This window comes from Ruegeria sp. I1 (genome assembly GCF_056532675.1).
The window spans coordinates 17,851-44,654 of record NZ_JBQFNM010000010.1 but is presented as its reverse complement, the minus strand read 5'-3'; the positions used below and the strand labels follow the sequence as shown (position 1 = coordinate 44,654).

Below are 26,804 nucleotides of genomic sequence, written 5' to 3'. Positions count from 1 at the left end.
GTAACGCCCCGAAATTAAAAGCCGTCATTGGTGCAGTGCGCAGCATGTGGCACTTTGGGCTCGAAGCCGACATCGGGAATGAACTGAGCACCTGTAGGGAAGCGCGCTACCACAACCCACCATGTAAAAAGGCCCCGGTCGAAACCGGGGCCTTTGATATCGAAAGAAAGGGCGGTTTATTCTGCGTCTTCTTTCTTTTCTTTCTTCTCGGGCACGACTTCTTCGCCGGTTTCCTGATCGACCACTTTCATCGACAGACGGACCTTGCCGCGGTCGTCAAAGCCCAGCAGCTTGACCTTAACTTCCTGACCTTCCTTCAGAACATCCGACGGATGGTTCAGGCGGCGGTTTTCGATCTGGGACACGTGCACCAGACCGTCGCGCTTGCCAAAGAAGTTTACGAAAGCACCGAAGTCGACGATCTTGACGACCTTGCCGGTGTAAACCTGACCTTCTTCCGGCTCGGCGACGATCGAGTGGATCATCTCATAGGCCTTTTTGATCGATTCACCATCGGGCGAGGCGATCTTGATGACGCCATCGTCGTTGATGTCGACCTTGGCCCCCGAAACCTCGACGATCTCGCGGATGACCTTACCGCCCGAGCCGATCACTTCACGGATCTTGTCGGTCGGGATGTTCATGGTCTCGATGCGCGGGGCGTGTACCGAGAATTCATTGGTCTCGGACAGGGCTTTGCCCATCTCGCCCAGGATGTGCATCCGGCCGTCCTTGGCTTGCGCCAGGGCTTTCTCCATGATCTCGGGCGTGATGCCCGCAACCTTGATGTCCATCTGCAGCGATGTGATGCCGTTTTCGGTACCCGCCACCTTGAAGTCCATGTCGCCCAGGTGGTCTTCATCACCCAGAATGTCCGACAGGATGGCGTATTCGCCGTCATCTTCCAGGATCAGACCCATGGCCACACCGGCAACCGGGGCTTTCAGCGGAACGCCCGCATCCATCATCGACAGCGAACCGCCGCAGACCGATGCCATTGAGCTGGAGCCGTTGGATTCGGTGATCTCCGACACGATACGGATCGTGTAAGGGAAGTCGGTCGCCGCAGGCAGCACCGCCTGCAGGGCGCGCCATGCCAGCTTGCCGTGGCCGATCTCACGTCGACCGGGGCCACCCACGCGGCCAACTTCACCAACCGAATAGGGGGGGAAGTTGTAGTGCAGCAGGAAGTTCGATTTGAAATTACCATGCAGCGCGTCGATGAACTGCTCATCGTCGCCAGTGCCCAGCGTAGTCACGGCCAGCGCCTGAGTTTCACCACGGGTGAACAGGGCGGAACCGTGTGTACGCGGCAGCATCGAGGTTTCTGCAACGATCGAACGGATATCGGTGGTCGACCGACCGTCGATCCGCTTGCCACCCTTGACGACGTCGCCGCGCAGGATGCCGGCTTCCAGCTTTTTCATCGCGGAACCGAGGTTGCCGTCTTCCAGCTGTTCCTCGGTCAGCGCTTCCTTGATCGCTTCACGGGCAGCGGCAACAGCGGCGGTGCGCTCTTGCTTGTCGGTGATCGCGAATGCGGCACGCATCTGCTCTTCACCGGCGGCCTTAACGGCAGCGGACAGCTCAGAGTAATCCGGCGCCTGGAAGTCAAACGGTTCTTTTGCGGCTTCTTCGGCCAGCGAAATGATCAGGTCGATCACCGGCTGGATCTGCTCATGAGCAAAGTTTACGGCACCCAGCATTTCCGCCTCGGACAACTCGTAGGCTTCCGATTCAACCATCATCACGGCGTCTTTGGTGCCAGCGACAACCAGATCCAGACGCTGTTCGGGGTTCAGGCGCAGGTCCTGCATGTCGTCGACGGTCGGGTTCAGGACGTATTCGCCATCCTCAAACCCAACACGGGCACCAGCGATCGGGCCACGGAACGGCGCGCCGGAAATGGTCAGGGCAGCGGATGCAGCGATCATTGCAACGATGTCGGGATCGTTGACCAGATCGTGGGACAGCACGGTGCACATCACCAGAACTTCGTTTTTGAAGCCGTCAACAAACAGCGGGCGGATCGGACGGTCGATCAGACGCGCGGTCAGCGTCTCTTTCTCGGTCGGGCGCGCCTCGCGCTTGAAGAAGCCGCCCGGAACTTTACCGGCGGCATAGTATTTTTCCTGATAGTGGACGGTCAGCGGGAAAAAGTCCTGACCGGGTTTTTGCGCCCGTGCAAAGGTCACGTTTGCCATGACGCTGGTTTCGCCCAGCGTGGCAATCACGCTGCCGTCGGCCTGACGGGCAACCTTGCCGGTTTCCAGTGTCAGCGTTTCCTCGCCCCACTGCATTGATTTCTTCGTTACATCAAACATATGCGTATCCTAGAACGGAGCACTCCCGCCCCTGCGGGTCTCCGGTTTGCATGGCGGCCCCATTGCCGCCGACCCCACTTTATCTTCCATTCGAGTGCCGGGGTCAGGGCACAACGTCTCAGATAGCGCGCGCATACAGGAGATTGGGGCCGAAGGGAAGCGAAACCGAACAAAGCAGCGGCGGGTCGCCATCCTGCATCTATAGGCCCACCCAAATGAACGCCATGGCAAACGGCGTAGGATTGCATACATGGTCATACATATCTGATAACTGAGGATGCGATGACCTTTTGCCAGCGGTTTCTGACCGTCATCATATTGGCCCTTTCAGGCGTTTCATCACTAGCAGCGCCCGTCAAACCTATTGAGTGGTCCGCCTTGCCTGACCCCGCAGCGCAGGTCTTCGAAGATCCTTTTCGTGATCTCAATGATGAGCAGGCCGATGACATCAGGTTTGCGCTGCGGTTGCGTGGGCGGCTGGAACAGAATGTCGGCAGCGCAGGGGAACGGCAGCAATGGCAAGAGATGTTGGTCGAAACCGAAGCCGCCCTGGCTGCTGATCAAATCGATATCGACTGGCTCATGTCTCAGCGCGAGGCGGTGATCCAGCGGCGCGAGACTGCCAATATCACAGGCAACCCTGTGCTCGACGATCAGATCATTTCGATCGCGGGCTACGTCATCCCCGTACCGCCTGATGAACAGGGTCGCACGGTTGCCTATCTGGTGCCTCAGCCCGGCATGTGCAGCCATCTGCCGCCGCCGCCGCCCAACCAGATGATCCGGCTCCTGCTTTCAGATCACTGGGCCCCGGCCGGCTACTATGAGCATGTGCGTCTGATCGGTCGTCTAGCGATTGCACCAACCAGGTACGAGACGTTTGTCATCGATGGGCAGGTTCCTATGCACGCAACCTTCAGCATGGAGGTTCAGGAGGCCGAGATTCTGGACGGCGGGGAGGTTCAATTCAATGAATTTCTAACGTTGCATGATCGGTTACGCGCAGCATTGGGGCGAAAGTCCAGCGGTGCTGTCGATGCACCTTAACCCGATACCACAGGACAAAAGATACATTCGAAAAGCAGAATAGTTTTGTGTAAATTTAGTGACAGTGTAGGCTTGGCCTACAAGACCTATGGTCGTGAGGACGGTAACGCGCCAAGGTAACACAAAAACAGATGCCGCCTCCGACCGAAGACCTTGGCGTTTGCACCTAGCAAACTGAGGGAAAGTCGAATGGCTCAAACCAAGAAAATGCTGGATCCGGATCCACGGATCTATGATTTTGAGACCGAATACGAGCTGGGGCAGGACAATGTCCGCCCCTTCGGTCTCGACATCCACAATCCTGTCTTTTTGATCTCAAGTATCTTGATCTTTGCGTTCGTTCTGATCGCTTTGGCCAATCAGGAATCCGCTGCTACGTTTTTTGGCTGGCTGCGGCCCTGGCTGACCAGTACGTTTGACTGGTTTCTGGTGCTTTCAGTCGATGCAATCACCCTGTTCTGTCTTGTTCTGATCGTCCTGCCGGTTGGCAAGGTGCGGATCGGGGGCAAGGATGCCAAACCTGACTATTCCTATGCCGGATGGATTGCGATGATGTTCGCCGCCGGTATTGGCATCGGTCTGTTGTTCTTTGGCGTGATGGAACCGGTCTACTACAATTTTGCCGAAGGCGGTAACGCTGTGCCATTGGGTATCGACATCGCGGTTCCGGGCAATGAATACGCCGGTATTGTGGGCACGATCCACCATTGGGGCCTGGAAGGTTGGGCCGTTTACGCAGCTGTTGGTCTGAGCCTTGCGATCTTTGCCTATAATCTGGACCTGCCGCTGACCCTGCGGTCGGCTTTCTACCCGATCCTGGGTGAGCGCGTCTGGGGCTGGTGGGGTCACCTCATCGACACGCTGGCGGTATTTGCCACATTGTTCGGTCTGACAACCTCGCTGGGTCTGGGCGCGCAACAGGTTGCTGCTGGTCTGAACGAGGTGTTTGGTATCGAACCCAGCCCGACCGTGACGGTTCTGTTGATCATCGGGATCACGCTGATCGCCTTGGGGTCGGTTCTGATGGGCATGGATGCAGGTGTCAAACGGCTGAGCGAGATCAATATGATCATGGCCGTTGGCTTGTTCATCTTTGTGATCGTCGTGACCGGCGTCGGCACCGCCATCGCCCGGTACTTCAACGTCATGGTGGATTACGTGACGCATTTACCCGCGTTGTCAAACCCATTCGGGCGCGAGGACACGAGTTACTTCCATGGTTGGACAACCTTCTACTGGGCCTGGTGGATCGCGTGGTCACCCTTTGTGGGCATGTTCATCGCCCGCATCTCGAAGGGCCGCACGGTGCGTGAGTTTATCCTGTGCGCGCTACTGGCTCCGACAGCGGTCTGCGCGCTGTGGATGTCAACTTTTGGCGGCGCCGCCATCGACATGTTGAACGCGGGTGGAGCCGAAGGAGTGCGTGCCACAGTGATCGACAGCTATGCGCCCGAAGGTGCCCTGTTCGGCTTCCTGAAAGAGCTGCCGCTTTACGGGATCGTCGCGCCCATCGCGTTGGTCCTGATCGTGGTGTTCTTTGTTACCTCGTCGGATTCGGGCTCGCTGGTGATCGACACGATCACCGCAGGCGGCAAGATGGACGCGCCGGTGATCCAGCGGGTCTTCTGGTGCACGCTCGAAGGTCTGGTCGCCATCGCGCTGTTGCTGGGTGGCGGACTGTCCGCCCTGCAGGGTGCTGCGGTGTCTACGGGCATACCGTTTACACTGGTGGTTCTGATCATGTGCTATTGCCTGTGGCTGGCACTGAAATCAGAAAAGGCGAAGATGTAAAACACCTTAAGCCATGAGAAAATGAAACGCCCGCCTATTTGGCGGGCGTTTTTTATGTGTGAGGTTAACCACAGAGAAAATCCAAAACCCGTCTATTCTACCCGCGTTGTTGTTTCATAGTTTAGCAAAGGTTTTCTCATGCAGCTTCATTCCGCCTCAGGCATTTCATTCAATCCCGATGTGTTCGATGAATCATTTGTCGATATGCTCGACAATCTTCCCGAAGATGCGGTCGAGGATATTGATATAGACGAAACTACTGAAATGCCGCTGATGACCGCCGCGCCAACCGCCGAGCCAAGTGACGCGGATGTTGCTGCGATCATGGAAAGCGCGTGGCAAGAGCTTTATAACTCTGACGAGGGGGCCGATATCCGGTCGCTTCCCGAAGAACAGCAGGCACAGATTAAGGCGCGTTTCCTGTCGCCGGACCCGATCTCCGAAGCTGATGCCGCGACTGTCCCGATCGATGATGCGCCTTTCTCGATTGAAGAAACGGCGGACAGCCTAATCCTGATGCAAGGCAATACGCCATTGCTGGGCGCACCTCTTGGGTCCAGCAAAAGCCAGAAGAAAAAGGCTGCATTGAATACGTTTATCGGCGCGGCAGCAAAGGCCTTTGCCGATATCATCACCATGGCGATGGCCGCCTTGGGGGTCTATCAAGCGCTAGGCAGCAAAACCGTGACAAAGGCAGGTGCCGGTATCGCTGTCAAATGTAGCAAACCGATTGCCCGCCATGCAGGTGCCATCGCAAAGGCTGGCAAAGCAGGCGGTGATGTCGCCAAGATGAAGGCCATGCTGGGCGTGGCCAAAGCATCGGTCGGCTTCACCAAGCTGGCAGGTATCGTTCTGACCGATATGAGCGGTCTGGAAAAGGCGGCCGCGATTGCCACCTGCGTGGGCGGCATGACACTGGCTTTGGCTTCGGCCAGCGGATCGTTCTGGCTGTCGATGGTCGCGATGGTCGCTGCGGTGGCGATGTTCGTAATCGATACCGCGCTGGCGGTTGATACCTACAAAAAGTGGCAGGCGATCTAGGCCGGAAACCAAGAACGCCCGCCAAAGTGGCGGGCGTTTGAATTCTGCAAGCGGTGAGATCCAACCTTAGCGGCGGATGCCCAGCTTTTTGATCAGGTCCTGGTAACGCGCTTCTTCTTTGCCCTTCAGGTAGTCCAGCAGCTTACGGCGCTGGGCAACCATTTTCAGCAGACCACGACGACCGTGGTTGTCTTTCTTGTGGGTCTTGAAGTGCTCGGTCAGGGTGTTGATGCGCGAGGTCAGGATGGCAACCTGGACTTCTGGCGAACCGGTGTCGCCGTCCTTGGTTGCGAATTCTTTCATGACGCGTGTTTTTTCAGCGGCAGTGATCGACATCGGGGTCTCCTTCAAAGGTTAGAGTTAATGGCGCAGGCCGGGATGTCGTCCAGCGCAGGCCCATGGAGAAAACCGCACCGATTCCGATGCGGATGGGCGCGTATAGGCGCTTTTGAAAGGAATGGCAAAGGGTTTCTGGGGCCCTAGCCTATCGATCCATATTGGGCCAGTTCGGCCTCGGTGATCAGCTGAATATCATCAAGGCTGATGCCGTCAGCGCCAAAGACCTGGGCAACCTCTTCTCCGTCAACCACGATACGGGTCAGGTTGGGAGTGTCCTCATCCCGTTCGATCTGAATGTCGGGATTGGTCTGGTCTTCCCAGGTGATAAACAATTTGTCGTCTCCCGGTTCAAAGCCCATGATGGTGACATCCTCGGCCTCCGAACTTAGGACAATGTTATCAGCCCCGTCGCCCCCATTGGCCACATCTGATGTATGGGCCACGATGGTATCTTCGCCATCACCCCCGTTCAGAAAGTCGGTCTGGTCGAACCCTCCGTCGTCACGGCCAAGCAGCAGATCATCGCCATCGCCCCCGAATAGCGCGTCGTTGCCCGCGCCCCCCGTCAGCCTGTCATCGCCATATCCGCCATGCAGCGCGTCATCGCCTTTGCCACCCGCCAGTTCATCATCGCCCTGACCACCGTAGAGCGTATCGTCGCCCGCGCCACCGTCCAGTTCATCGTCACCGAAATGACCCGCAAGTAGGTCGTCGCCCTGATTGCCGAACAGCAGGTCGTCACCATCTTCACCGTGCAGCGTGTCCTCCCCATGACCGCCTGAGATCAAGTCCTGCCCATCGCCGCCATGCAAAACGTCATTGCCGCATCCGCCGTTGATCAGGTCATCGCCGGCATAGCCGTTGATCTGGTCGTCGCCCTCCTGCCCGGTGATCTCATCCACGCCATCCGTTCCTGCGATCACGAGATCGCCCAGATGTTCGGAAATCACCGTACCTGTTGAAATGTCGGGGATGTATTCTGTCGCGGGTGGATCGACATTTTCGCCGACCTCCAGAAACTCACCTTCGGGGATGTCGTCGGCAATATTGTCCTGCGGTTCGTCTTCGTCCCGCTCGTCTTCTTCCGAGGTCAGAACATCGCCAATCGCATATGCTGCGCCACCAACGGCTGCCAATCCAATTAGTCCGGCCAGAAACATGGGAACCCTCCGAAAGCAAACTGCTCCGAGGATGGACTATCCCATCCGGCCTGTTGCTTGGTCAAAGCCAAGCTGGAGGTGTGGTTAACCCTTTGTCACCAGGCTTCGGGCTGTTGGGTGTATGCGATATACAGCGGATGTTTCGGGTGGCCGTCTTTCGTCAGACCCAGATGGAACAGAGGGTGCCCGGTGTTCCGCAGCAGGGTTTCCACTGTTGGTCCGCGCTCCAGATGCGCGCCATGGGTGCCCCAGGCGGCGATGACCTGATCGGCCCACTGAACGCCATCCAGAATGGCCGCGTCGTTCTCGGGGCCTACCGGATCGACAGCGGCGCGCATCTTGCGTGGGTCGGTATCGCGCCAAGCAAAGATGTTTGTCACTTGAAACGCCCCAAAGCCTAAAGCGCGCGCGCGGCGTTCACAGCGTTCAACCGTGGGATCATTCTGCACCTCAGTCGCGGTCGACGGGTTCAGCATCACAAACAGCGCCTTGCGACCCTCGGGATCCCAGATTCGGGTGAGGCTATAGCGATAGTTTTCGCAATCAGAATAAACAGCGGTTGATGGCGCATCGCCCTTGGTGTGGGTTCGAGTGATCATGCCCATCGCCTAGCACGTGGGTCAGGCAACGAACACCCGGCTAGGATGCAATTCGCCCGATTTATAGATGCCCACCGCCACGGCTTTGCCGTCGAGCGAGGCCCAGGCCTCATCGCCGTATTTTGCGTCTGAGGCCAGAACCATACCCGGATTACCGTTGCGCAGGCGGGTGGCGCCTTCGGGGGTGCATTTCAGTTCGGGCAGGTCCGACAGGCCGGTTTCCAGCGGGTGCAGGTAGTCGTCCAGCGCGGTGGTCTTGGCCATCTCGTCGATCTGCTCGATGGACAGGCCATCCTCGGCCTCGAACGGGCCGGACCAGATGCGGCGCAGCTCGCGAACATGGCCGTAGCAGCCTAAAGCCTCACCGAGATCACGCGCGATGGAGCGGACGTAGCCCCCTTTGCCGCAAGTCATCTCCAGCACCACATGGTCATCGTCGGGGCGATCAACCAGTATGAGTTCTTCGACCCACAAGGGGCGAGCGGACAGTTCCACATTCTCGCCATCGCGGGCCAGCTTATAGGCGCGCTGCCCGTCGATTTTCACCGCCGAGAACTTAGGTGGCACCTGCATGATGTCGCCCAGAAACGGGGAAAGCGCCTGCTTGATCTCGTCATCCGAGGGGCGCATATCGCATTGTGCAATCACCTCACCCTCGGCATCGTCGGTATTGGTGGCCTGACCCAGAAGCACAGTGAAGGTGTAGGCTTTCAAAGCATCTGTGATATAGGGAACGGTCTTGGTCGCCTCACCCAGAGCCACGGCCAGAACCCCAGTCGCCTCAGGGTCTAGCGTCCCTGCATGCCCCGCCTTCTTGGCGTCCATCGCCCAACGCACCTTGTTGACCACCGCGGTCGAGGTCATGCCGGCGGGCTTGTCCACCACCAGCCAGCCAGAGATATCGCGACCTTTGCGTTTGCGTCCCATTTTGCACCTAGAATCTTGCTGAGGCGCGCGAGTTAGCGGATCGCCCAGACGCTGTCAATTTACAGGCATATCCTCGACCACGCCTACGATGGGCCCCAACGAGAACCCGACATCCGACCGGTTGCTGGCACGTTCATACATGCGAGAGATATTGCCGTCGAAGAACAGCGCATTTGGTGTTTCCAGAACATCCCGGAACAGGCTGCCGAATTCGTGAAAAGTGACGTAGTCATCAGAGATCGCGAACACTGCGCGCGTCCCATCCGCGCTGGTGCCGACCCCATTACGCACATAGACCGAGGTGGAATCGGGCAGAAAGCGTGGGTGTAGTTCGCCATCGATCACCAGCATCGGACCGGATTGAGTCGCAAAACGACACTGCGGGGCCTGTTCGACAAACTCCAACGTCTCAAACACATCGGCACGCCCGTCGCGGATGCAGAACACGCCATTGGGTAACAAACCGAAATTGCCGGGGCCCGGATTGGCAATCACGCGCATCTGTTCCTGACCATACTCGACATAGTGGCCCACGGGCGACCGGTCGTCGTGATACATGCCCGCGTTCATCGCAAAGACGAGGCGTTTGCCACCGGGTTCAAGCGCTTCGTTGACCGAGGAAAAGTGCCCAAGCAGATCGCCGTTTTCATCGTTTAGAAACAGTCGCAGGTCTTCGCTGGCGGCATCTACCTCGCAGATCGTATAGCGCTTGTCCTGATGCGTGACCTTCTCACAGGTCACCGCACCCGCTTGCACGGCCCAGAGAACCGCGCCCAAAATGGTCAGTGACCGGATCACTCGTCCAGATCGCGGCGTACCGCGTCCTGTTCGAACATGCGGCGGGTGTCGTCCAGACGGTCAAACGTGTCATCCAGACGGAACCGCAGATCGGGAGAGAATTTCAGGTTCAGTTTCTTGCCTATCACGCGCCGCAGCTCACCCTTGTTACGGGCAAGCAGTTCGATCACGTCCTCCTGCCCCTTGCCCCCGAGTGGAAGCACATAGGCGGTGGCGATCTTAAGATCGGGCGAGGTGCGCACCTCACCCACAGTAATCGACATGCGGTTCAGGTCGGGATCGTGGACATCTCCGCGCGCCAGAACCTCGGACAGGGTGCGGCGGATCAGTTCGCCGACTCGCAGCTGTCGTTGGGACGGGCCGGGGCCATCGTGGAATTTGTTCTTTGCCATAAACCCCGATCTAAGCGCAAAGCAGGGCTTTGCCAAGCGGGCGCGAACCGGGTAGGAGGCTTTGAGCAGTTTGCAGCAAGGGAACACCGCCATGACCCATATTCCGGGGATCGTTATCACAGGGGCTTCGGGCCGTATGGGGCAGATGCTGATCAAGACCGTCAGCGACAGCGATCAGGCGCGTCTGGTCGGCGTGGTCGAGCGCGCGGGCCATGATTGGATCGGTCAGGATGTAGGTGAGGCCATGGGCGGTCAGGCGCTGGGTGTCACAGTCACCGATGACCCGTTGGAAGCCTTTGCGCAGGCGCAGGCCGTGATCGATTTCACAGCACCCGAGGCGACGTTGGAATTCGCAGCATTGGCGGCACAGGCGCGCTGTGTCCACGTGATCGGTACCACCGGCATGAGCGACGAACAGATCGCCGCGCTGGAACCCGCCTCGCGCCACGCGGTGATCGTACGGGCGGGCAATATGAGCCTCGGCGTCAACCTGCTGGTGCAACTGACCAAAAAAGTCGCCGCCGCGCTGGATGAAGACTTCGATATCGAGGTCATCGAAGGCCACCACCACCACAAGGTCGATGCGCCCTCGGGCACCGCGCTGATGCTGGGCGAGGCTGCTGCCGAGGGGCGTGGAGTCAAGCTGGCCGATGTCTCGGATCGGGGCCGCGACGGTATCACCGGGGCGCGCAAACGTGGCGATATCGGGTTTCACGCTATTCGTGGTGGTGACATTGTAGGAGAACATGACGTTTTGTTCGCAGCACCGGGCGAACGTATTGTTCTGCGCCATCTGGCAACCGACCGCGCAATCTTTGCCAGAGGCGCATTGAAAGCCGCGCTTTGGGGACAGGGGAAATCGCCGGGTCAGTATGACATGGTGGATGTTCTGGGACTGTAGCCCTGCGCAGCACCAGCGAGGACAAGTGTTTGTTGCCCTCGGTAGTCGCTTGTGATTGCGTCAATCGGTCTTCAGATGACGATCGACCATGCGCTGCACCATCGGCGCGAAATGAGCGAAATCCGGTGTTTCCATATCAGCGCGTTTGCCTGCTTCGTCGAGGTAGCGAACCTGAATGATCTCTTTCAGGTTTGGATTGGCCTCGAACTCCGCGACCTCTACGGCGCTCATCGGGCCGCCCTGCAATTCCAGCGTATGGACCGAGGCGGCGGACAGCCGGTTGAAATATTCCGGCTTGGTGGCGCAGAGATAGCGCTTGGCCGCAACGTGATATCGGCAGCAATCGGTGATGACCGAGGGGAAGAACTGCTCTAGCACTTCAGCCCCGGCATCCTCGTGATGGCGGTCCTCGGTGTCGTCGGGATGATACGTGCCGAACTCGGAGGTGAAATGGCCGATGTCATGCAGCAACGCGCCCACGATGATCTCTTCGGCCATGCCGTTCTGTTCTGCGATTGTGGCGCCCTGCAGCATATGTTCGGCCATGGTGACAGGTTCGCCCAGATACTCTTCGCCGCCGCGTCGGTCGAAGATGTCGCCGATGAAAGCCACGATATTGTCGCGGCTCAGCGTCGTGAAATCAGGTTTCATTCCGCCGCCTCCGGCTGGGCCATTTCCATCGCGGCCAAGGTCGACAGCAAGCCATCTTTGTCTGCGTAACACCCCTGCAGCCAACGTGATCCCGCACCGGAATAGCCCAGACGCGCATGCAGCACGCGGGTGTTGTCGACGATAAAGCTTTCGCCCGGTTCCAGTTTGAACGACACGCCCATCGCCGGGTCATCGATGATTTCGGCCAATTGGCGATAGGCGGCGTAGTAGGCTTCCATCTTGTCAAAGGGCACGTCAACAAACGGGGCCGAGGAGCGGTTGTTGAAGCGGATGCCAATCAACTCTCCATCCGGGGACAGTTCGATCATCGGGCGGCGCGACCGCAGGCAGACCCCGTCTGAGCCTTTGTATTCGAACCGGGCCGGGTAGCCTGCCAGCAGGGCAAAGCCTACGGGGTTCTGATCACGGAGCTTTTCGGCCGCGCGGAATCCGTCAACCACGATGGAATCGCCGCCTTCGGCGGAGTTTTCAAGACAATAGAGGATTTGCAGTGTGGGCACCGGGTCGCGGTAAGGGTTGTCGGTATGGGCCTGTAATCCAAGCCCGGTATAGGCCAGGTTGGTCGGGTTCACTTCGGTTCGAACCTCAAAATAGGGGCCATAGTTGGTTTCGCGCACATAGCCGAACAGGTCGACCACTTTCAGCAGCGATTCCGCCTCGGTCGGGCCGCCGGTTAGCTTGGCAAAGCCATATTCAGCCACCGCTGCCAGCCAGTTGCGCTTGGCGGAAGGATTCGCATGAACCTCAGACCAGTCACCGCTGGGCGCATCGATGCCACGCTCCCATGTGGTGATGCCGGGCGCGACGCGGCCCAGTGCACCATCATGATCGCCGTCATAGCAATGTTCAGCCAGCCAGTCGGCAGGAAAGGTGACTGTTTTGCCCTCGGGCCGGAACGTGACCTGTAGATCGCCCGCAACAACTTGCACCGCGCTGACCGAGACGTCGGAGGGGATGTCGCTGATAGTAATCAGGCGCTGGCCATTGCCGGGCGCACGGGTGTCCGGGTCCAGCGCGTTGTCGCGTAGCCAGATGGCGTGAAAGCGGGCCTCGGTTCCGCTGTCAAACACAACAGTAACGACAGAGGCGGTGTGAGTGGCGGTGCGCAGCATGGGGGGTCTCCTGTTCGGCGCGAGCTTTGGTTGAGCAGATACGATGTTCATGGCATTACGACAATTAATCCTTCTTTCGGCTGAGGCTCGGAAAAACTTATGGCTAAGAAAAAGATCGGATTGCCGCCCCTGGACTGGCTGCGGGTGTTCGAAGCTGCTGGCCGGCTCGGTGGGTTTTCAGCGGCGGCAAAAGAGTTCGGGCTGACGCAGGCGGCGGTTAGCCAGCGGATTGCCAACCTCGAATCCTGGCTGGGCCGGTCCTTGTTTGTGCGTGAAGCGCGCGGCGTGTCACTGACGGTCGAAGGTGAAAGCTATCTGCCGCTGGTGCAGGACAGTTTGCAGGCGTTGGAACGCAATACCGAGGACTTGTTCGGAAAATCCCCGCGTGAGCTGCGGGTTGCAGGGCTATCATCGAGCATTCATGCGCTTGTTCTGCCCTGTCTGGACCGATTTCAGGACATGCGGCCCAAGGTGCGCGTGATGACAGACTCGGTTGCGCGCCGGTCGTCATTGGATGAAGAGCGCACCTGGCTGCAAATCCGCTATGGGCGCGAAGCGTGGCCGGGGCGCGATGCCGCGCTGATCGCGTCCGAGGTTCTGGTGCCGATGGCCGCACCCGGTGTCGTTTGGGGCGCGCCGCTAATTGATCTGCGTGGCGAACGCCCGGGCTGGCGGGACTGGGCAAGGAAAACGGGCGGGGCGGAGCTTCCGCCGTCAAAAGTGAGCTTTGATTCGATGGAACATGCGATTTCCGCAGCCCGGCAGGGGCAGGGTGTGACACTGGGCTCGGTGCCTCTGGCGCAGGCGGATTTGCAATCGGGGCGATTGCAAAGGCTAGACTTGCCAGAATTGCAGACCAAGGATGGCTATTGGCTGACATGGCCTGAAGACCGGGCGACATCCAAGAAACAGCGCGCGTTGATTCAGGATTTTCTGCAAGCGCTGCGTGGCTGATCGCCTAAAAATCGATGGCGATGCCCTTTTTCTCCCAATCGCCATAGCGGGCAGGGTCTGGCCCGTCACGACCGCCCAGTTCTTTGGGCAATGCCTCTGCTTTGGCTTCGGCCTTACGGCGGCGTTCTTCCGCTTCGGCCAGCGCGCGCTGGGCCGCGGGGGGCAGGTCTTTGCGGTCATCACTCATGACATCGGGTTCCTTTCCGGGCACAGCCTTGATATACGCCCGCGTCCGCCAATGGCAATGCGGGCGCAGGTCATATGAAGGCGGGATCATGTCAAACAGCGCAACAGCAGCACGGCGCAGCGCAATCTATCTGTTGGATCAGGTGCTGGGTGAGGGCAGGTTGCTGTCCGAATGCCTGGCCGCAGGTGCGCTGGACCGGCTGGGCCCCGAAGATCGCGCGCGTGCGCAGCGCCTGGCCGTTGAAACGCTGCGCGGGCTGGAGCGGGCCGATCGGCTGCTCGACAATCATTTGAACCGGACACCCGCCCTGACTGTGCATAATGCGCTGCGTCTTGGTGCGGTTGAGCTGTGCAATGGCGAAGCCGCGCATGGGGTGGTGAATTCCATGGTCGAGATTGTCAGCCGGTCACGCAAGCATGGTCGCCTTAAGGGTCTGGTCAATGCAGTATTGCGCAAGGTCGCTGCCGAAGGGCCTGAGGCCTGGCCCAAGATGCGTGTACCACGTCTGCCCGAATGGTTGCGCGATCCCCTGATCACCGCTTGGGGCGCGGGTGCTGTTATCGGCATGGAACAGGCCCATTTTGCCGGGGCTCCGCTGGATCTGACCGTCAAGCCGGGGGCATCTGCGCCGTCGGGTGAAACGCTGCCAACCGGGTCGGTGCGTATCAAAGATGCAGGTCAGGTTTCGACCTTGCCGGGATATCAGGCCGGGGCGTGGTGGGTACAGGATGCGGCGGCTGCCCTGCCGGTGCGCGTTCTGGCCCCGAAGCCGGGTGAAAAGGTGCTGGACCTTTGCGCCGCGCCGGGCGGGAAGACGATGCAACTGGCCGCTGCCGGGGCAGATGTCACGGCGCTGGATATCTCAGAGGCGCGGATGGAGCGGGTACGAGAGAACCTCGCACGGACCGGATTGAAGGCAGCGGTTGTTGTCGGCGACGCACTGGAACATCAGGGTCAGTATGACGCCATCCTTCTGGATGCGCCCTGTTCGGCCACGGGCACCATCCGCAGGCACCCCGATCTGCCTTTTGCCAAGGATGGGTCCGAATTTGGTGGTTTGATCGATCTTCAAGCGCAGATGCTGGCTCATGCCTGGGGTCTGCTAAAACCTGGCGGGCGGTTGGTTTATTGCACCTGTTCTTTGTTGCCAGACGAAGGCGAGGTGCAGATCGAAGAGGCGCTGGAAAGCCATCCGGATATGGTGGTGGATCGCGTGGCGCTGAACCTGCCGGGGGTCGAAAACAGCTGGATCACCGAGGAAGGCGGTTTGCGCCTGCGGCCGGATTATTGGGCGGATCACGGCGGCATGGATGGGTTCTACATCGCCTGCCTGAGTAAATCCGCCTGAGGTCACGCTTTTCGATGACTTGACGATCAGCCCGGTCTATCGTTGGGTCGCAAGCGCCAGCAGAGCGCAAGGGGCAGAGTAAAACGCGTCATGTCAGAAACGGACACCATGACCAGCCGGTGGATGCGGTTTCAGAACCGGTTTTATGCGCGTCTAAGTCAAAGGCAGCGGGCGGTGACCGGGTTTGTTTCACAGCCCGAACCGCGCACCGTTGGGTCTTATGCGCGGGGGCGTCAGCTGGTCGCCGGAAACCTGCTGTTCTCCGGCTATCTGGTCGAGGCGCAAGATACGGGTTTGTGGGAGGTCGCGGCCCCAAGCGTTGGATTTGACGATGAACGCCACGGCTTTGCCTGGCTTGATGATCTGGCTGCGGTTGGAGACAGTCGCGCGCGGGAAAAGGCGCAGCGCTGGGTCTGGGGCTGGATCGCTGCCCATGGCCGCGGCCGCGGGCCCGGGTGGGTGCCCGATCTGACGGGCCGACGGGTTATGCGCTGGATCAACCATGCGCTGTTCTTGCTGCGCGGCGTCGATGATGCCCAAAGCAAGCTGTTTTTTCGGTCTCTGGCGCAACAAACGTGGTTCCTGTCCAAGCGTTGGCATGCGGCGACGCCGGGCCTGCCACGGTTCGAAGCGCTAGCTGGGCTGGTGCAATCGGGGTTGGCTTTGGAAGGGCTGGAGGCAATGGCTGACCCGGCAGTCCGCGCTCTGGCGCGGGAATGCGAACGTCAGGTGGATGCGCAAGGGGGCATCCCGACCCGCAACCCCGAGGAGTTGTTGGAAGTCTTCACCCTGCTCAGCTGGACAGCGGCCGCCCTGAACGATGTGGGCCGGGGTGCACCTGTGGCGCAGGCCAGCGCGATCAAGCGGATTGCTCCCACATTGCGCAGTTTGCGCCACGCGGATGGAGCGTTGGCCCGGTTCCATGGCGGCGGGCGCGGGGTCGAGGGACGGCTGGAACAGGCGCTGGCGCAAAGCGGGGTCAAGCACAAAGCGGCGACCGAGCTGCCGATGGGGTATTCTTGCCTCTCTGCTGGACGGACCACGGTTGTTATCGATGCCAGCCCGCCGCCATCCGGTGCGGCCTCGTTCAACGCGCATGCCTCGACCTTGGCATTTGAACTAACGTCGGGCCGTCGGCCTCTGATCGTCAATTGCGGGTCTGGGGCCAGTTTCGGGTTGGATTGGCGACGGGCGGGCCGGGCAACGCCGTCGCATTCCACCTTATGTCTGGACGGCTATTCCAGCGCCCGTCTGGCTCAGCCGACACCGGGCAGTGAACAACAGGCGCTTGTCGATGCCCCGCGCAGTGTTCCGTTTGATTTTGAGGATGCGATCGAAGGCATTCGCTTTATGACTGGGCATGATGGCTACGCCAAAGTCTTTGGCCTGACGCATGCGCGCACCTTTGAGCTGCGCTTTGATGGGCGTCAACTGACGGTCGAAGACATCCTTCTGGCCACAACCGACAAAGCGAAACGGCAGTTTGACAAGGCGATGGACGCCTCGGGCCTCTCGGGCATGCCCTTTGATATCCGTTTTCACCTGCATCCGGATGTGGATACAGCAGTTGATCTGGGCGGGGCGGCGGTGTCGATGGCGCTCAAAAGTGGTGAGATCTGGGTTTTCCGCCATGATGGCATAGGAAAATTGGACGTTCAGCCAAGCGTTTACCTTGAAAAAGGCCGCCTAAAGCCACGCGCGACAAAACAGATCGTTCTATCTGGCCGCGCAATGGAGTATGCGACGCGCATCCAGTGGACGTTGAGCAAGGCGCAGGATACTGCCTATGCCGTGCGTGACCTGCACCGGGACGAGCCAGAATTCGACTGACGCCAAAAGGACCTTTGGACCCATGACAGATTTTCACCCCGTGCGCCGCGCGTTGCTTTCCGTTTCCGACAAGACCGGGTTGATCGAGCTGGGAAAGGCATTGGCCGAGCGCGGGGTTGAGTTGTTGTCGACCGGCGGTACTGCCAAGGCGCTGCGTGACGCGGGGCTTGAGGTTAAGGACATCAGCGATGTGACCGGCTTCCCCGAGATGATGGATGGTCGCGTCAAGACGCTGCACCCGATGGTGCATGGCGGCTTGTTGGCGCTGCGTGACAACGACACCCATGTCGCCGCGATGGACGAACATGGCATCGGTGCAATCGACCTGTTGGTTGTGAACCTCTACCCGTTTGAGGCCACTGTCGCCAAAGGTGCAGGCTATGATGAATGCATCGAGAATATCGACATTGGCGGCCCAGCGATGATCCGCGCGGCTTCAAAAAACCATGCCTTTGTGAGTGTTGTTGTGGATGTCGAAGATTACTCGTCCCTGCTGGATCAGTTGGAAGAGAATTACGGCAAGACCTCATACGGGTTCCGCCAGTGGCTGGCCCAAAAGGCCTATGCCCGCACGGCGGCCTATGACACAGCGGTGTCGAATTGGATGGCTGACGCGCTGCAGCTTGAGGCGCCTACGCGCCGTGCCTTTGCCGGCGAACTGAAACAGACCCTGCGCTATGGTGAAAACAGCCATCAGCAGGCAGCGTTCTATACCGATGGTAGCGACCGTCCCGGTGTAGCGACCGCAGTTCAGCATCAGGGCAAAGAGCTGAGCTATAACAACATCAACGACACTGACGCGGCCTTTGAGTTGGTGGCAGAGTTTGATCCGACACAGGGCGCGGCCTGCGCCATCATCAAACACGCCAACCCCTGTGGTGTTGCGACAGGTGAAACCTTGCTCGACGCTTATAAATCGGCCTTCGATTGCGATCGAACCTCAGCCTTTGGGGGCATTGTAGCCCTAAATCAACCGCTCGATACTGAAACCGCGCGGGAAATCACCGGGATTTTCACCGAGGTCGTCATTGCCCCCGGCGCGTCGGATGAGGCCAAGGCGATCTTTGCGGCCAAGAAGAACCTGCGCCTGCTGACAACCGAGGCTCTGCCGGACGTGACCGCCGGTGGCAAAACCGTGCGTCAGGTGGCCGGTGGCCTGCTGGTCCAAGACAAGGACAACGGCTTTGTTGGCATGGATGACCTGAAACTGGTCACCAAGAAAGCGCCAACCGACGAACAGATGCGAGACCTTCTGTTCGCGTGGAAGGTGGCCAAGCATGTCAAATCCAACGCCATCGTCTATGTCAAAGACGGAGCAACTGTAGGTGTGGGTGCAGGGCAAATGAGCCGTGTCGACTCCGCACTCATCGCAGCCAAGAAAGCTGAGCGCATGGCCGATGTTCTGGGCTTGCCCCAGCCATTGACAATCGGCTCCGCCGTCGCGTCGGATGCGTTCTTCCCCTTCCCCGATGGTTTGATGGAGGCCGCCGAGGCGGGAGCGACCTGCGTAATCCAGCCCGGTGGTTCAATGCGCGATGATGAGGTGATCGCAGCGGCGGATGAGGCCGGGCTGGCGATGGTCTTCACCGGCATGCGGCACTTCCGGCACTGATGTCCTATCGGCTGCTCTACTGGGCTGCGCTGGTGGCCATTCTGATCGACCAGATCAGCAAATATCTGGTCGTTCGGGTCATGCGCGTGGCGGATCAGCCCGGCGGTATCGACATTTTGCCGCCTTTGGTCGTGTTCAAATACGGTGAAAACCGCGGTATCAACTTTGGCCTGTTTCAGGGCAATTCGGATGCCGCGCGCTGGGTTTTGGTCGCGATCTCCGTTGCGATTTGTGTCGCTGTTTTTATCTGGCTACGCCGTTCAACACCGTCCAAACTGATGCTGATTTGCGGCGGTTTATTGATCGGTGGCGCGCTGGGTAACGTGGTTGACCGGGTGCTTTACGGTTTTGTTCTGGATTTCCTGAACATGTCTTGCTGCGGTATCAGCAACCCGTATGTGTTTAATTTGGCGGATGTTTTTGTTTTCGCAGGGGCCATCGGGCTCGTTCTGTTTGACGGGAAAAAGCCCTCGTGACGCGCCGAAGGATATGCGATAAAACGTCCGAAACTGGTTGGAGACTCTGATGCGGTTGTCGCGCGCACCCTATGTTTTGTTCTTTGCCGCTGCAGTTGCGGCGTGCTCGAACCCCGGTTTGCGCGAACTGACGCCTCCCGGGGATGGCCCGGATGAGTTCTCGGTGCTGCCGGTCAAACCTCTGACAGAACCCAAGGATTATGCATTTCTGCCCGCCCCAACCCCGGGTGGTAGCAATCTGACAGATCCGAATCCCAAGGCAGATGCGGTTCTTGCACTGGGCGGTAAACCGGCAGCGACGAACCCGAACGGGGCGATCCCGGCCTCGGATTCCGCGCTGGTGACCGCGTCCAGCCGCTATGGTGTGCCGGCGAACACGCGCCAGATCGTTCAGGCCGAAGACGATGAGTTCCGCCAACGTCGTGGCCGGTGGACCGGCCTGCGCCTGTTCCCGGTGGATCGCTATCAGCAGGTCTATGAACGTCAGGCGTTGGATCCCTTTGCGCAGACGGAAGCTGCCCGCCGTGCCGGGCTCGAAACGCCCTCGTCACCGCCAGATGAATAAATTTTAACTTTTTGTCATCTGACTTGAACCTGCCGCGCGCCACCGTAGTTTATGCTCATAACGAAACGGAGGATGCCCCATGGTTCGGGCCTTGGCACTTTCTGCCGCCCTGATTGCCGCGACCCCGGTTTTTGCCGAGGATGGTCAAGAAGCGGTCACGACATTTACGCTTGATAACGGAATGGAAGTGGTCGTGGTCGAAGACCACCGTGCGCCTGTCGTGCAGCATATGGTCTGGTATCGGGCAGGGTCGGCGGATGAGCCTGCGGGTGTATCAGGTATCGCGCATTTCCTGGAACATCTGATGTTCAAAGGGACGGACACCCTGAAACAGGGGGAGTTTTCGGCGACCGTTGCAGCCAATGGCGGCGATGACAACGCCTTCACCTCATACGACTACACCGCCTATTTCCAGCGCGTCGCTGCGGATCGGCTGGAGCTGATGATGCAGATGGAATCCGACCGGATGCGTAATCTGCGCCTGACAGAAAATGATATCACCGCTGAACGCGGCGTGATTTTGGAAGAGCGGAACCAGAGAACCGAAAACAACCCACGTGCCCTGTTTGGCGAACAGCTGAGCGCGGCACAGTATCTCAACCATGGCTACGGCGTGCCAATCATCGGCTGGATGCATGAGATGGAGGCGCTGGACATGGACGACGCGCTGTCCTTTTACGCTGACCATTATGCACCTAACAACGCCATTCTGGTTGTCACCGGTGATGTGGATCCTGAAGAAGTGCGCGCGTTGGCCGATCAGTATTATGGCGTCATCCCATCAAATCCCGAGATTGCCGAGCGCGCCCGCCCACAGGAACCACCGCAGACAGCGGAGCGTCGCCTGATCTACAAGGACCTGCGCGTGGCGCAACCCTATGTGCACCGCAGCTATCTGGCACCCGAACGTGACCCGGGCGAACAGGAGAAAGCCGCCGCGTTGTTCCTACTGGCCGAACTGCTGGGGGGCAGCACCACATCTTATTTGAACGAAGAACTGCAATTCGATCAGCAGATCGCGGTTTATACCGGTGCGTTCTATCGCGGCGTTTCGCTGGATGACACGACCTTTGATCTGCTGGTTGTCCCAGCGCAGGGCGTAACGTTGCAAGAGGCCGAAGACGCCATGGATCAGGCCGTAGCAGACTTCATCGCTGAAGGCGTGAACCAAGAGGATCTGGACCGGATCAAGATGCAGCTCCGCGCCTCACAGATCTATGCCCGTGACAATGTGGATGGGATCGGCAACCGCTACGGTCGTGCCTTGGCCAGCGGTCTGACAGTCGAAGACGTACAGGCCTGGCCCGATATCCTGCAGGATGTTACCGGTGACCAGATCATCGCGGCCGCACGCGAGGTCTTGCAGCCCGAGACCTCGGTGACCGGCTGGCTGATGCGCGACGATGAGGTGACGCAATGAAACGGCTTTTTACAACTCTGTTCGCCCTTCTGGTCGCACTGCCGGCATGGGCAGAGATTGAGATCAAAGAGGTGACATCGCCCGGGGGCATCACCGCCTGGCTGGTCGAGGATCATGCGATCCCGTTCACTGCGCTGGAATTGCGTTTCCGTGGCGGGACATCACTGGATGACCCCGAAAAACGCGGTGCGGTCTACCTGATGAGCGGTTTGATCGAAGAAGGTGCAGGCGACATGGATGCCCGTACCTATGCCCGCGAGCTTGAAGCGCTGGCCGCGTCATTCAGTTACAACGCGAGCGATGACACCGTCTCGATCTCAGCGCGCTTTCTGACTGAGAACCGTGATGAAGTGACGGACCTGCTGCGCACCACGATCCACGAACCCAGGTTTGATGAGGACGCGGTCGACCGGGTGAAGGCGCAGATCCTATCCGGGCTTAAATCTGATGCCAACGACCCCAATGATATTGCGGGTCTTAGTTTCTCGTCGATGGCCTATGGCGATCATCCCTATGGGTCTGAAGGCAAAGGTACCATTGACAGCGTATCGGCCCTGACCCGCGATGACGTGGTCGAGGCGTATGACAGTGTCTTCGCCAAAGACCGGCTTTATGTCGGTGCGGTTGGTGACATCACCGCCGAAGAACTGGGCGTGCTTCTGGACAAATTGCTGGCTGATCTGCCTGACAGCGCAAAGCCAATTCCGGGCAAGGCAGAAGTGTCGATCGAAGGCGGGGTCACCGTTGTCGACTTTGACACGCCGCAATCGGTTGCCTTGTTCGCCCAGAAAGGGATCGACCGGGACGATCCGGATTTCTTCGCGGCCTATATCTTGAATCACATCCTTGGCGGCGGTGGGTTTGAAAGTCGCCTGATGCAGGAGGTGCGCGAAAAGCGCGGCCTGACTTACGGTGTCGGCACCTATCTTGTGCCCAAGGATTTGGCCTCGGTCTATATTGGGTCGGTTTCATCCTCCAATGATCGCATCGCCGAAGCGGTTGAGGTTATTCGCGACGAATGGGCACGCGCAGCCAGCGAAGGCGTGACACAGAAAGAACTGGATGATGCCAAGACCTATCTGACGGGGGCGTACCCTTTGCGCTTTGACGGCAATGGTCAGATCGCCGGGATCATGGTTGGAATGCAGATGGAAGGTCTGCCTATCGACTATATTGCAACCCGCAACGATCAGGTGAATGCGGTGACCTTGGAGGATGTGAACCGGGTCGCGAGTGAACTGCTGGACCCAGAAGGTTTGCACTTCACTGTCGTGGGCAAGCCAGTCGGGCTGGACGGATAAAGCTCAGGCCGCAGCCGCCAACATCGTGCGCGCCTTGACAGTGTGATTATTGCTGCTCAGCAGTTTCTGGCGCGCATGCCGGAAATGCGCGGCCTTGAGCGCATCGTCGATCTGGCGGTTGCGCCGCAACACCCGGGCCAGACGCTGGCTGTCAAAGACCAGGCAGACCGTCGGCTCATCGGTGCGCACCGTGGCTGTTGCGGGTAGGCCGATGCCGAAGGTCAACTCTCCCAATATCTGGTCTGGGCCGCATTGATTAATCACCTGACTGTTCTTCAGGATTGTTGTTCGACCTGACAGGACATAAGCGAGAAAGTCACTGGTCATGCCTTCCTCGATCAGGGTGACGCCGGGTTCGTATGTGATCAGCTTTGCGGTATTCAGCAGCTTGCGCGCGTGATGGGGTTTGAGCGTTTCAAGGTAGTTGTCAACAAACTGCTGCTCGGGTTCGGAAAAACGCACCAGATGATGTGAGAGATATCCGCGCAACAGGCCCAGCACCGAGATCAGGATGTAAGCCAACTGGATAATTGATCCTGCCAGATTGAACTCTTCCGCCATGCTGATCAGCACGCAACTTGCCGCAACGATGACCAGAACGGGATACAAAACGCCCGACCCGCGCACGATACCCATCTGCAACAGAAAGTAGTTGAGAATGTATAGCCCGGCACCGAATACGCCGATCATAACGATCAGCTGTGCAATGTCTGTGACGTCCGTCGGCAGTATTAGCATCTTCAGGCCCACCCTTGCGATGTGATAGGCCAAAGGCTGTCTTCAAAACTGGATGCTGTATATGAACAGCTTCACAATCTATTAACGATTATGTCCGTGCTTTTGCCTGCGTGCGCAGCATACCCCCCATCATCTGACCGAATTTGCCCGACCCACGCTGATAGAGTGCACCGTCCACGGCCATTACCGTCCCGCTGATGTAACTGGCCAGGTCCGAGCTGAGGAACAGGCAGGCATTGGCCACATCCTGCGGCTGCCCCCAGCGGCCCAATGGGATGTCCTTGCGTATTTCTTCATGCGCGTCTTCGGAAGGTGTCAGGCGCTTGGCGCCCTCGGTTCCTTCAATGAAGCCAGGCACGACCGAGTTCACCCGGATCCCTTCGATCCCCCACTCCATCGACAGCGTGCGCGTGATCTGGTCGACCCCGGCTTTGGCGGCGCAGACATGGGATTGGCCTTCGTAAGGCAGATAGGATTGCGGGGCCGAGATGTTGATGATGCTAGCACCGGGACGTTTCAGATAGGGGTAGGCCCCTTTCATCACGTGGATCGTGCCCATCAGGTCGATATCGATCACTGTCTTGAATGCGTTGACCGACATCTCAGCCGCCAGTGCCGGAAAGTTGCCTGCCGCACCGGAAACCAAAACGTCGAACTCGCCCAAGGCTTCGTGGAACTGTTCCAGGCCTTCTGCAACGGCCTCGGGATCGCGCACATCAAAGGCTGCTCCGATGGCCTGTTGAGCGCCTGTGGATTTCAGGGCCGCGACAGTATCATCCACTTTTTCCTGCGACCGGCTAGCCACCGCAAGTTTCGCGCCCGAGGCTGCAAAGGCCTCGGCAATGCCACGATTGATACCGCTGGTCCCGCCAATGACGATGACGGTCTTTCCTGAAAAATCCATGTAGGCCTCCGTTGGCAGGAGCCCTACTCGCCGTAGGGCACCCAGATGTTTTTGACTTCGGTCGCAGCTTGCAGGAAGCGGCGCGACTGGTCCACGCTCCAATCGATTGCCGTCGCGTTATTGACCCAGGTCCGTTTCAGGTTCCCGGCTGAGGCGGCTTCGATCTCTTTCGATAGGTCGGTGGATGAGAACGACCAGACCGCGTCCACGTTCAGATGCGAGGCGAGCGGTTTCGCCAGTTCCGCGTGGCTGCCGGTCAGGATGTTGACCACACCGGCGGGCACGTCCGAGGTTTCGAGGATCTGATAGAAATCCGTCGCCGCCAGCGGGTAGGGTTCAGACGCTGCCAGCACCACCCGGTTGCCCATCGCAATCGCTGGGGCCAAGGCCGAAACCAGACCCAGCAGTGGTGCCTCATCCGCACAGAGCGCGCCGATCACGCCCACGGGTTCTTTCATGGCGATTGCCACGCCCCGGATCGGAACGCCATGCACCTGACCGTCATATTTGTCGGCCCAGGCGGCGGCGGTGAATAGGCGCTGGATCGAGGCTTCGACCTCTTTCGCGCCGTCTTTTTTGGCGGTCAAGGCGTCGATACGGGCGGCAAATTCACCCGCGCGGGCCGAGAGGTTCTCGCCGATATAATAAAGGATCTGCGCCCGCAGATGGCCGGTAGTTTTGGACCAACCTTTCGCCCCCGCCGCAGCCTCAACCGCGTTGCGGACGTCCTTGCGGTTGGCCAAGCCCACATGGCCCAGCAGGCCGGATTTGCCCCAGATTGGTTTTGAATATCCGCTGTCGGGTCGTGCCTGTTTGCCGCCGATATACATCTTGGCGGTGCGGTCGATGGGATCGACCGGAGCCCCTTCGCCCATGGCCGCTTCGACCTTGGCCAGCGGCTTAGCTTTGCCTTTGGGTTTGGTATAGGCCGTCAGCCCCTCCCAGCCACCTTCCCGTCCAAAACCGCTTTCGCGCACGCCGCCAAACCCTGCGGCGGCGTCGAACAGGTTGGTGGCGTTGACCCAGACCACGCCCGCGACCAGCTTGGGCGCGATATCCAGCGCCAGGTTCACATTCTCGGTCCAGACCGTCGCGGCCAGACCGTAACGGGTGTTGTTGGCCAGTTCCACCGCCTCTTCCGGAGTGCGGAAAGTGGACGAGACCAGTACCGGGCCGAAGATTTCCTCCTGCATCAGCGGGTCCGAAGTTTCGAGACCCGAGATCAGTGTCGGAGGGTAGTAGCAGCCGTTTTCCGGTAACTCACAGGCGGCCTGATGCACATGCCCAACCGTGTTTCTATCGACCATGCCCTTGATCGTTTGCAGCTGAACCGGGTCCACCACAGCGCCGACGTCTATGCATTTGTCCAGCGGATCACCGATGCGCAAGCCATCCATCCGGGCGCGCAGCTTGTCGTGAAAGCGGTCGGCGATGCCTTCCTGCACCAACAGGCGCGAACCCGCACAGCAGACCTGACCCTGATTGAACCAGATCGCATCGACCAAACCTTCGATAGCTGAGTCAATATCGGCGTCGTCGAACACGACGTAAGCGGACTTTCCGCCCAGCTCCAAAGTCAGTTCCTTGCCTGATCCAGCGGTTGCTTCGCGGATACGGCGGCCAACCACGGTCGAGCCGGTAAAGGCAACCTTGTCCACATCCGCGTTCACGATCATCTCGCCCACCGCGCCGTCTCCGGTCACGATGTTAACGACGCCCTTCGGCAATCCAGCCTGCGAGCAGATGTCGGCGAACAGCAGCGCGGTCAACGAGGTATACTCGGCCGGCTTCAGAACCACTGTATTGCCCATCGCCAGCGCAGGCGCGATCTTCCACGCCAGCATCAGCAAAGGGAAGTTCCACGGGATGATCTGGCCGCAAACGCCCAAGGCCTCAGCATCGGGCAGTTCGCTTTCCATCAGCTGCGCCATACCGGCGTGGTAGTAGAAGTGTCGCTGCGCCAGGGGGATGTCGATATCGCGGGACTCGCGGATCGGCTTGCCATTGTCCATGCTCTCCAGCACGGCAAACAGGCGAGAATGCTTCTGCAACAGACGTGCAATAGCATAGAGGTACCGTGCACGACCTGCGCCGCCCAGTTTCTCCCACTTGGGGTGCGCCTTGCGGGCAGCGGCGACGGCAGCGTCCACATCAGCTTGCTTCGCCTGGGTTAGCTTGGCCAGAACCTCTCCGGTCGCGGGGTTGCGGCTGTCGAACCCCTTGCCGGGTTTGGTGAAGGCCCCGTCGATGTAGTGGCCGAACTTGTCGCCCTGATCGACCAGCCAGGCCAGTGCCTCGGCAGCGCTTTCGGGGGCTGGGCCGTAATCCATGGTTTCGAAAATCTCTTTGACTGTCATTGTTTTGTC

General features: G+C 59.2%; 25 protein-coding genes. 12 read left to right on the top strand and 13 right to left on the bottom strand.

Annotated features, from left to right (window positions below):
- Positions 1-176: 176 nt before the first annotated feature.
- Positions 177-2,324, bottom strand: coding sequence for a polyribonucleotide nucleotidyltransferase (pnp, locus tag ACR0DH_RS17005; protein ID WP_480551093.1), 2,148 nt, complete (start codon positions 2,322-2,324; stop codon positions 177-179).
- 282 nt (positions 2,325-2,606) lie between these two features.
- Between pnp and ACR0DH_RS17000 the strand changes: the two genes are divergently transcribed.
- The 3 genes from ACR0DH_RS17000 to ACR0DH_RS16990 all read left to right on the top strand — a co-directional run bounded on the left by ACR0DH_RS17000 (position 2,607) and on the right by ACR0DH_RS16990 (position 6,203).
- Positions 2,607-3,371 (top strand): DUF3299 domain-containing protein, encoded by a 765-nt coding sequence (locus tag ACR0DH_RS17000; protein ID WP_480551095.1) that lies wholly within the window; start codon positions 2,607-2,609, stop codon positions 3,369-3,371.
- Positions 3,372-3,560: 189 nt separating this feature from the next.
- The gene (locus ACR0DH_RS16995) at positions 3,561-5,162 is read left to right on the top strand and encodes a BCCT family transporter (RefSeq protein ID WP_480543339.1); all 1,602 of its coding nucleotides are present in this window, start codon (positions 3,561-3,563) and stop codon (positions 5,160-5,162) included.
- Between the two features lie 138 nt (positions 5,163-5,300).
- Positions 5,301-6,203, top strand: coding sequence for a hypothetical protein (locus ACR0DH_RS16990; RefSeq protein WP_480551097.1), 903 nt, complete (start codon positions 5,301-5,303; stop codon positions 6,201-6,203).
- A gap of 66 nt (positions 6,204-6,269) precedes the next feature.
- On the opposite strand, the gene rpsO is transcribed toward ACR0DH_RS16990, so the two are convergent.
- The 6 genes from rpsO to rbfA all read right to left on the bottom strand — a co-directional run bounded on the left by rpsO (position 6,270) and on the right by rbfA (position 10,418).
- The gene (rpsO, locus tag ACR0DH_RS16985; RefSeq protein ID WP_170428415.1) at positions 6,270-6,539 is read right to left on the bottom strand and encodes a 30S ribosomal protein S15; all 270 of its coding nucleotides are present in this window, start codon (positions 6,537-6,539) and stop codon (positions 6,270-6,272) included.
- A gap of 143 nt (positions 6,540-6,682) precedes the next feature.
- On the bottom strand, positions 6,683-7,702 hold the full coding sequence (locus ACR0DH_RS16980) for a calcium-binding protein (protein WP_480551099.1): 1,020 nt from the start codon (positions 7,700-7,702) through the stop codon (positions 6,683-6,685).
- Positions 7,703-7,797: 95 nt separating this feature from the next.
- Complete coding sequence (locus tag ACR0DH_RS16975; protein ID WP_480551101.1) at positions 7,798-8,301, bottom strand: DUF1643 domain-containing protein; 504 nt, start codon at positions 8,299-8,301, stop codon at positions 7,798-7,800.
- A gap of 21 nt (positions 8,302-8,322) precedes the next feature.
- Positions 8,323-9,228 (bottom strand): tRNA pseudouridine(55) synthase TruB, encoded by a 906-nt coding sequence (gene truB / locus ACR0DH_RS16970; RefSeq protein WP_480551103.1) that lies wholly within the window; start codon positions 9,226-9,228, stop codon positions 8,323-8,325.
- Positions 9,229-9,282: 54 nt separating this feature from the next.
- Positions 9,283-10,026 (bottom strand): phosphodiester glycosidase family protein, encoded by a 744-nt coding sequence (locus tag ACR0DH_RS16965; RefSeq protein WP_480551105.1) that lies wholly within the window; start codon positions 10,024-10,026, stop codon positions 9,283-9,285.
- Positions 10,023-10,418 carry a 30S ribosome-binding factor RbfA gene (gene rbfA, locus ACR0DH_RS16960; RefSeq protein ID WP_170453633.1) on the bottom strand — a complete coding sequence of 132 codons (396 nt, stop codon included), beginning with the start codon at positions 10,416-10,418 and terminating at the stop codon, positions 10,023-10,025. Before rbfA ends, ACR0DH_RS16965 begins: the two co-directional genes overlap by 4 nt.
- A 91-nt stretch (positions 10,419-10,509) precedes the next feature.
- Between rbfA and dapB the strand changes: the two genes are divergently transcribed.
- Positions 10,510-11,319 carry a 4-hydroxy-tetrahydrodipicolinate reductase gene (gene dapB, locus ACR0DH_RS16955; protein WP_480551107.1) on the top strand — a complete coding sequence of 270 codons (810 nt, stop codon included), beginning with the start codon at positions 10,510-10,512 and terminating at the stop codon, positions 11,317-11,319.
- A 60-nt stretch (positions 11,320-11,379) separates the two neighbouring features.
- Here dapB and tmpB read toward each other — a convergent pair whose 3' ends face one another.
- Positions 11,380-11,970 (bottom strand): (R)-1-hydroxy-2-trimethylaminoethylphosphonate oxygenase, encoded by a 591-nt coding sequence (gene tmpB, locus ACR0DH_RS16950; RefSeq protein WP_480551109.1) that lies wholly within the window; start codon positions 11,968-11,970, stop codon positions 11,380-11,382.
- Positions 11,967-13,103, bottom strand: a complete 1,137-nt coding sequence (tmpA, locus tag ACR0DH_RS16945; protein WP_480551111.1) for a 2-trimethylaminoethylphosphonate dioxygenase — start codon at positions 13,101-13,103, stop codon at positions 11,967-11,969. The genes tmpB and tmpA overlap by 4 nt, the downstream gene beginning before the upstream one ends.
- Before the next feature lie 99 nt (positions 13,104-13,202).
- Between tmpA and ACR0DH_RS16940 the strand changes: the two genes are divergently transcribed.
- The gene (locus tag ACR0DH_RS16940; RefSeq protein WP_480543321.1) at positions 13,203-14,057 is read left to right on the top strand and encodes a LysR family transcriptional regulator; all 855 of its coding nucleotides are present in this window, start codon (positions 13,203-13,205) and stop codon (positions 14,055-14,057) included.
- A gap of 4 nt (positions 14,058-14,061) precedes the next feature.
- Here the strand turns inward: ACR0DH_RS16940 and ACR0DH_RS16935 are convergent, their stop codons facing one another.
- Complete coding sequence (locus tag ACR0DH_RS16935) at positions 14,062-14,244, bottom strand: DUF1674 domain-containing protein (protein ID WP_170533727.1); 183 nt, start codon at positions 14,242-14,244, stop codon at positions 14,062-14,064.
- 88 nt (positions 14,245-14,332) lie between these two features.
- Between ACR0DH_RS16935 and ACR0DH_RS16930 the strand changes: the two genes are divergently transcribed.
- The 7 genes from ACR0DH_RS16930 (at position 14,333) to ACR0DH_RS16900 (ending at position 22,796) form a co-directional block, all read left to right on the top strand.
- The gene (locus tag ACR0DH_RS16930) at positions 14,333-15,592 is read left to right on the top strand and encodes an RsmB/NOP family class I SAM-dependent RNA methyltransferase (protein WP_480551113.1); all 1,260 of its coding nucleotides are present in this window, start codon (positions 14,333-14,335) and stop codon (positions 15,590-15,592) included.
- Positions 15,593-15,682: 90 nt separating this feature from the next.
- Positions 15,683-17,422 (top strand): heparinase II/III family protein, encoded by a 1,740-nt coding sequence (locus ACR0DH_RS16925; protein ID WP_480551115.1) that lies wholly within the window; start codon positions 15,683-15,685, stop codon positions 17,420-17,422.
- Between the two features lie 22 nt (positions 17,423-17,444).
- Complete coding sequence (purH, locus tag ACR0DH_RS16920; protein ID WP_480551117.1) at positions 17,445-19,034, top strand: bifunctional phosphoribosylaminoimidazolecarboxamide formyltransferase/IMP cyclohydrolase; 1,590 nt, start codon at positions 17,445-17,447, stop codon at positions 19,032-19,034.
- Positions 19,034-19,510, top strand: a complete 477-nt coding sequence (lspA, locus tag ACR0DH_RS16915; RefSeq protein ID WP_480551119.1) for a signal peptidase II — start codon at positions 19,034-19,036, stop codon at positions 19,508-19,510. Before purH ends, lspA begins: the two co-directional genes overlap by 1 nt.
- A gap of 49 nt (positions 19,511-19,559) precedes the next feature.
- Entirely contained in the window at positions 19,560-20,075 is a 516-nt protein-coding gene (locus tag ACR0DH_RS16910) for a DUF3035 domain-containing protein (RefSeq protein ID WP_480551121.1), read from the top strand.
- 79 nt (positions 20,076-20,154) lie between these two features.
- Positions 20,155-21,495, top strand: a complete 1,341-nt coding sequence (locus ACR0DH_RS16905; RefSeq protein ID WP_480551123.1) for a M16 family metallopeptidase — start codon at positions 20,155-20,157, stop codon at positions 21,493-21,495.
- Positions 21,492-22,796 carry a M16 family metallopeptidase gene (locus ACR0DH_RS16900; protein ID WP_480551125.1) on the top strand — a complete coding sequence of 435 codons (1,305 nt, stop codon included), beginning with the start codon at positions 21,492-21,494 and terminating at the stop codon, positions 22,794-22,796. Before ACR0DH_RS16905 ends, ACR0DH_RS16900 begins: the two co-directional genes overlap by 4 nt.
- Before the next feature lie 3 nt (positions 22,797-22,799).
- Here ACR0DH_RS16900 and ACR0DH_RS16895 read toward each other — a convergent pair whose 3' ends face one another.
- The 3 genes from ACR0DH_RS16895 to ACR0DH_RS16885 form a co-directional block, all read right to left on the bottom strand.
- Positions 22,800-23,534, bottom strand: a complete 735-nt coding sequence (locus tag ACR0DH_RS16895) for a Crp/Fnr family transcriptional regulator (protein ID WP_480543306.1) — start codon at positions 23,532-23,534, stop codon at positions 22,800-22,802.
- A gap of 88 nt (positions 23,535-23,622) precedes the next feature.
- The gene (locus tag ACR0DH_RS16890; protein ID WP_480551129.1) at positions 23,623-24,438 is read right to left on the bottom strand and encodes an SDR family oxidoreductase; all 816 of its coding nucleotides are present in this window, start codon (positions 24,436-24,438) and stop codon (positions 23,623-23,625) included.
- 23 nt (positions 24,439-24,461) lie between these two features.
- A complete protein-coding gene (locus ACR0DH_RS16885) occupies positions 24,462-26,795 on the bottom strand; it encodes an aldehyde dehydrogenase family protein (RefSeq protein ID WP_480551131.1) in 2,334 nt (777 codons plus the stop codon).
- Positions 26,796-26,804: the final 9 nt, after the last annotated feature.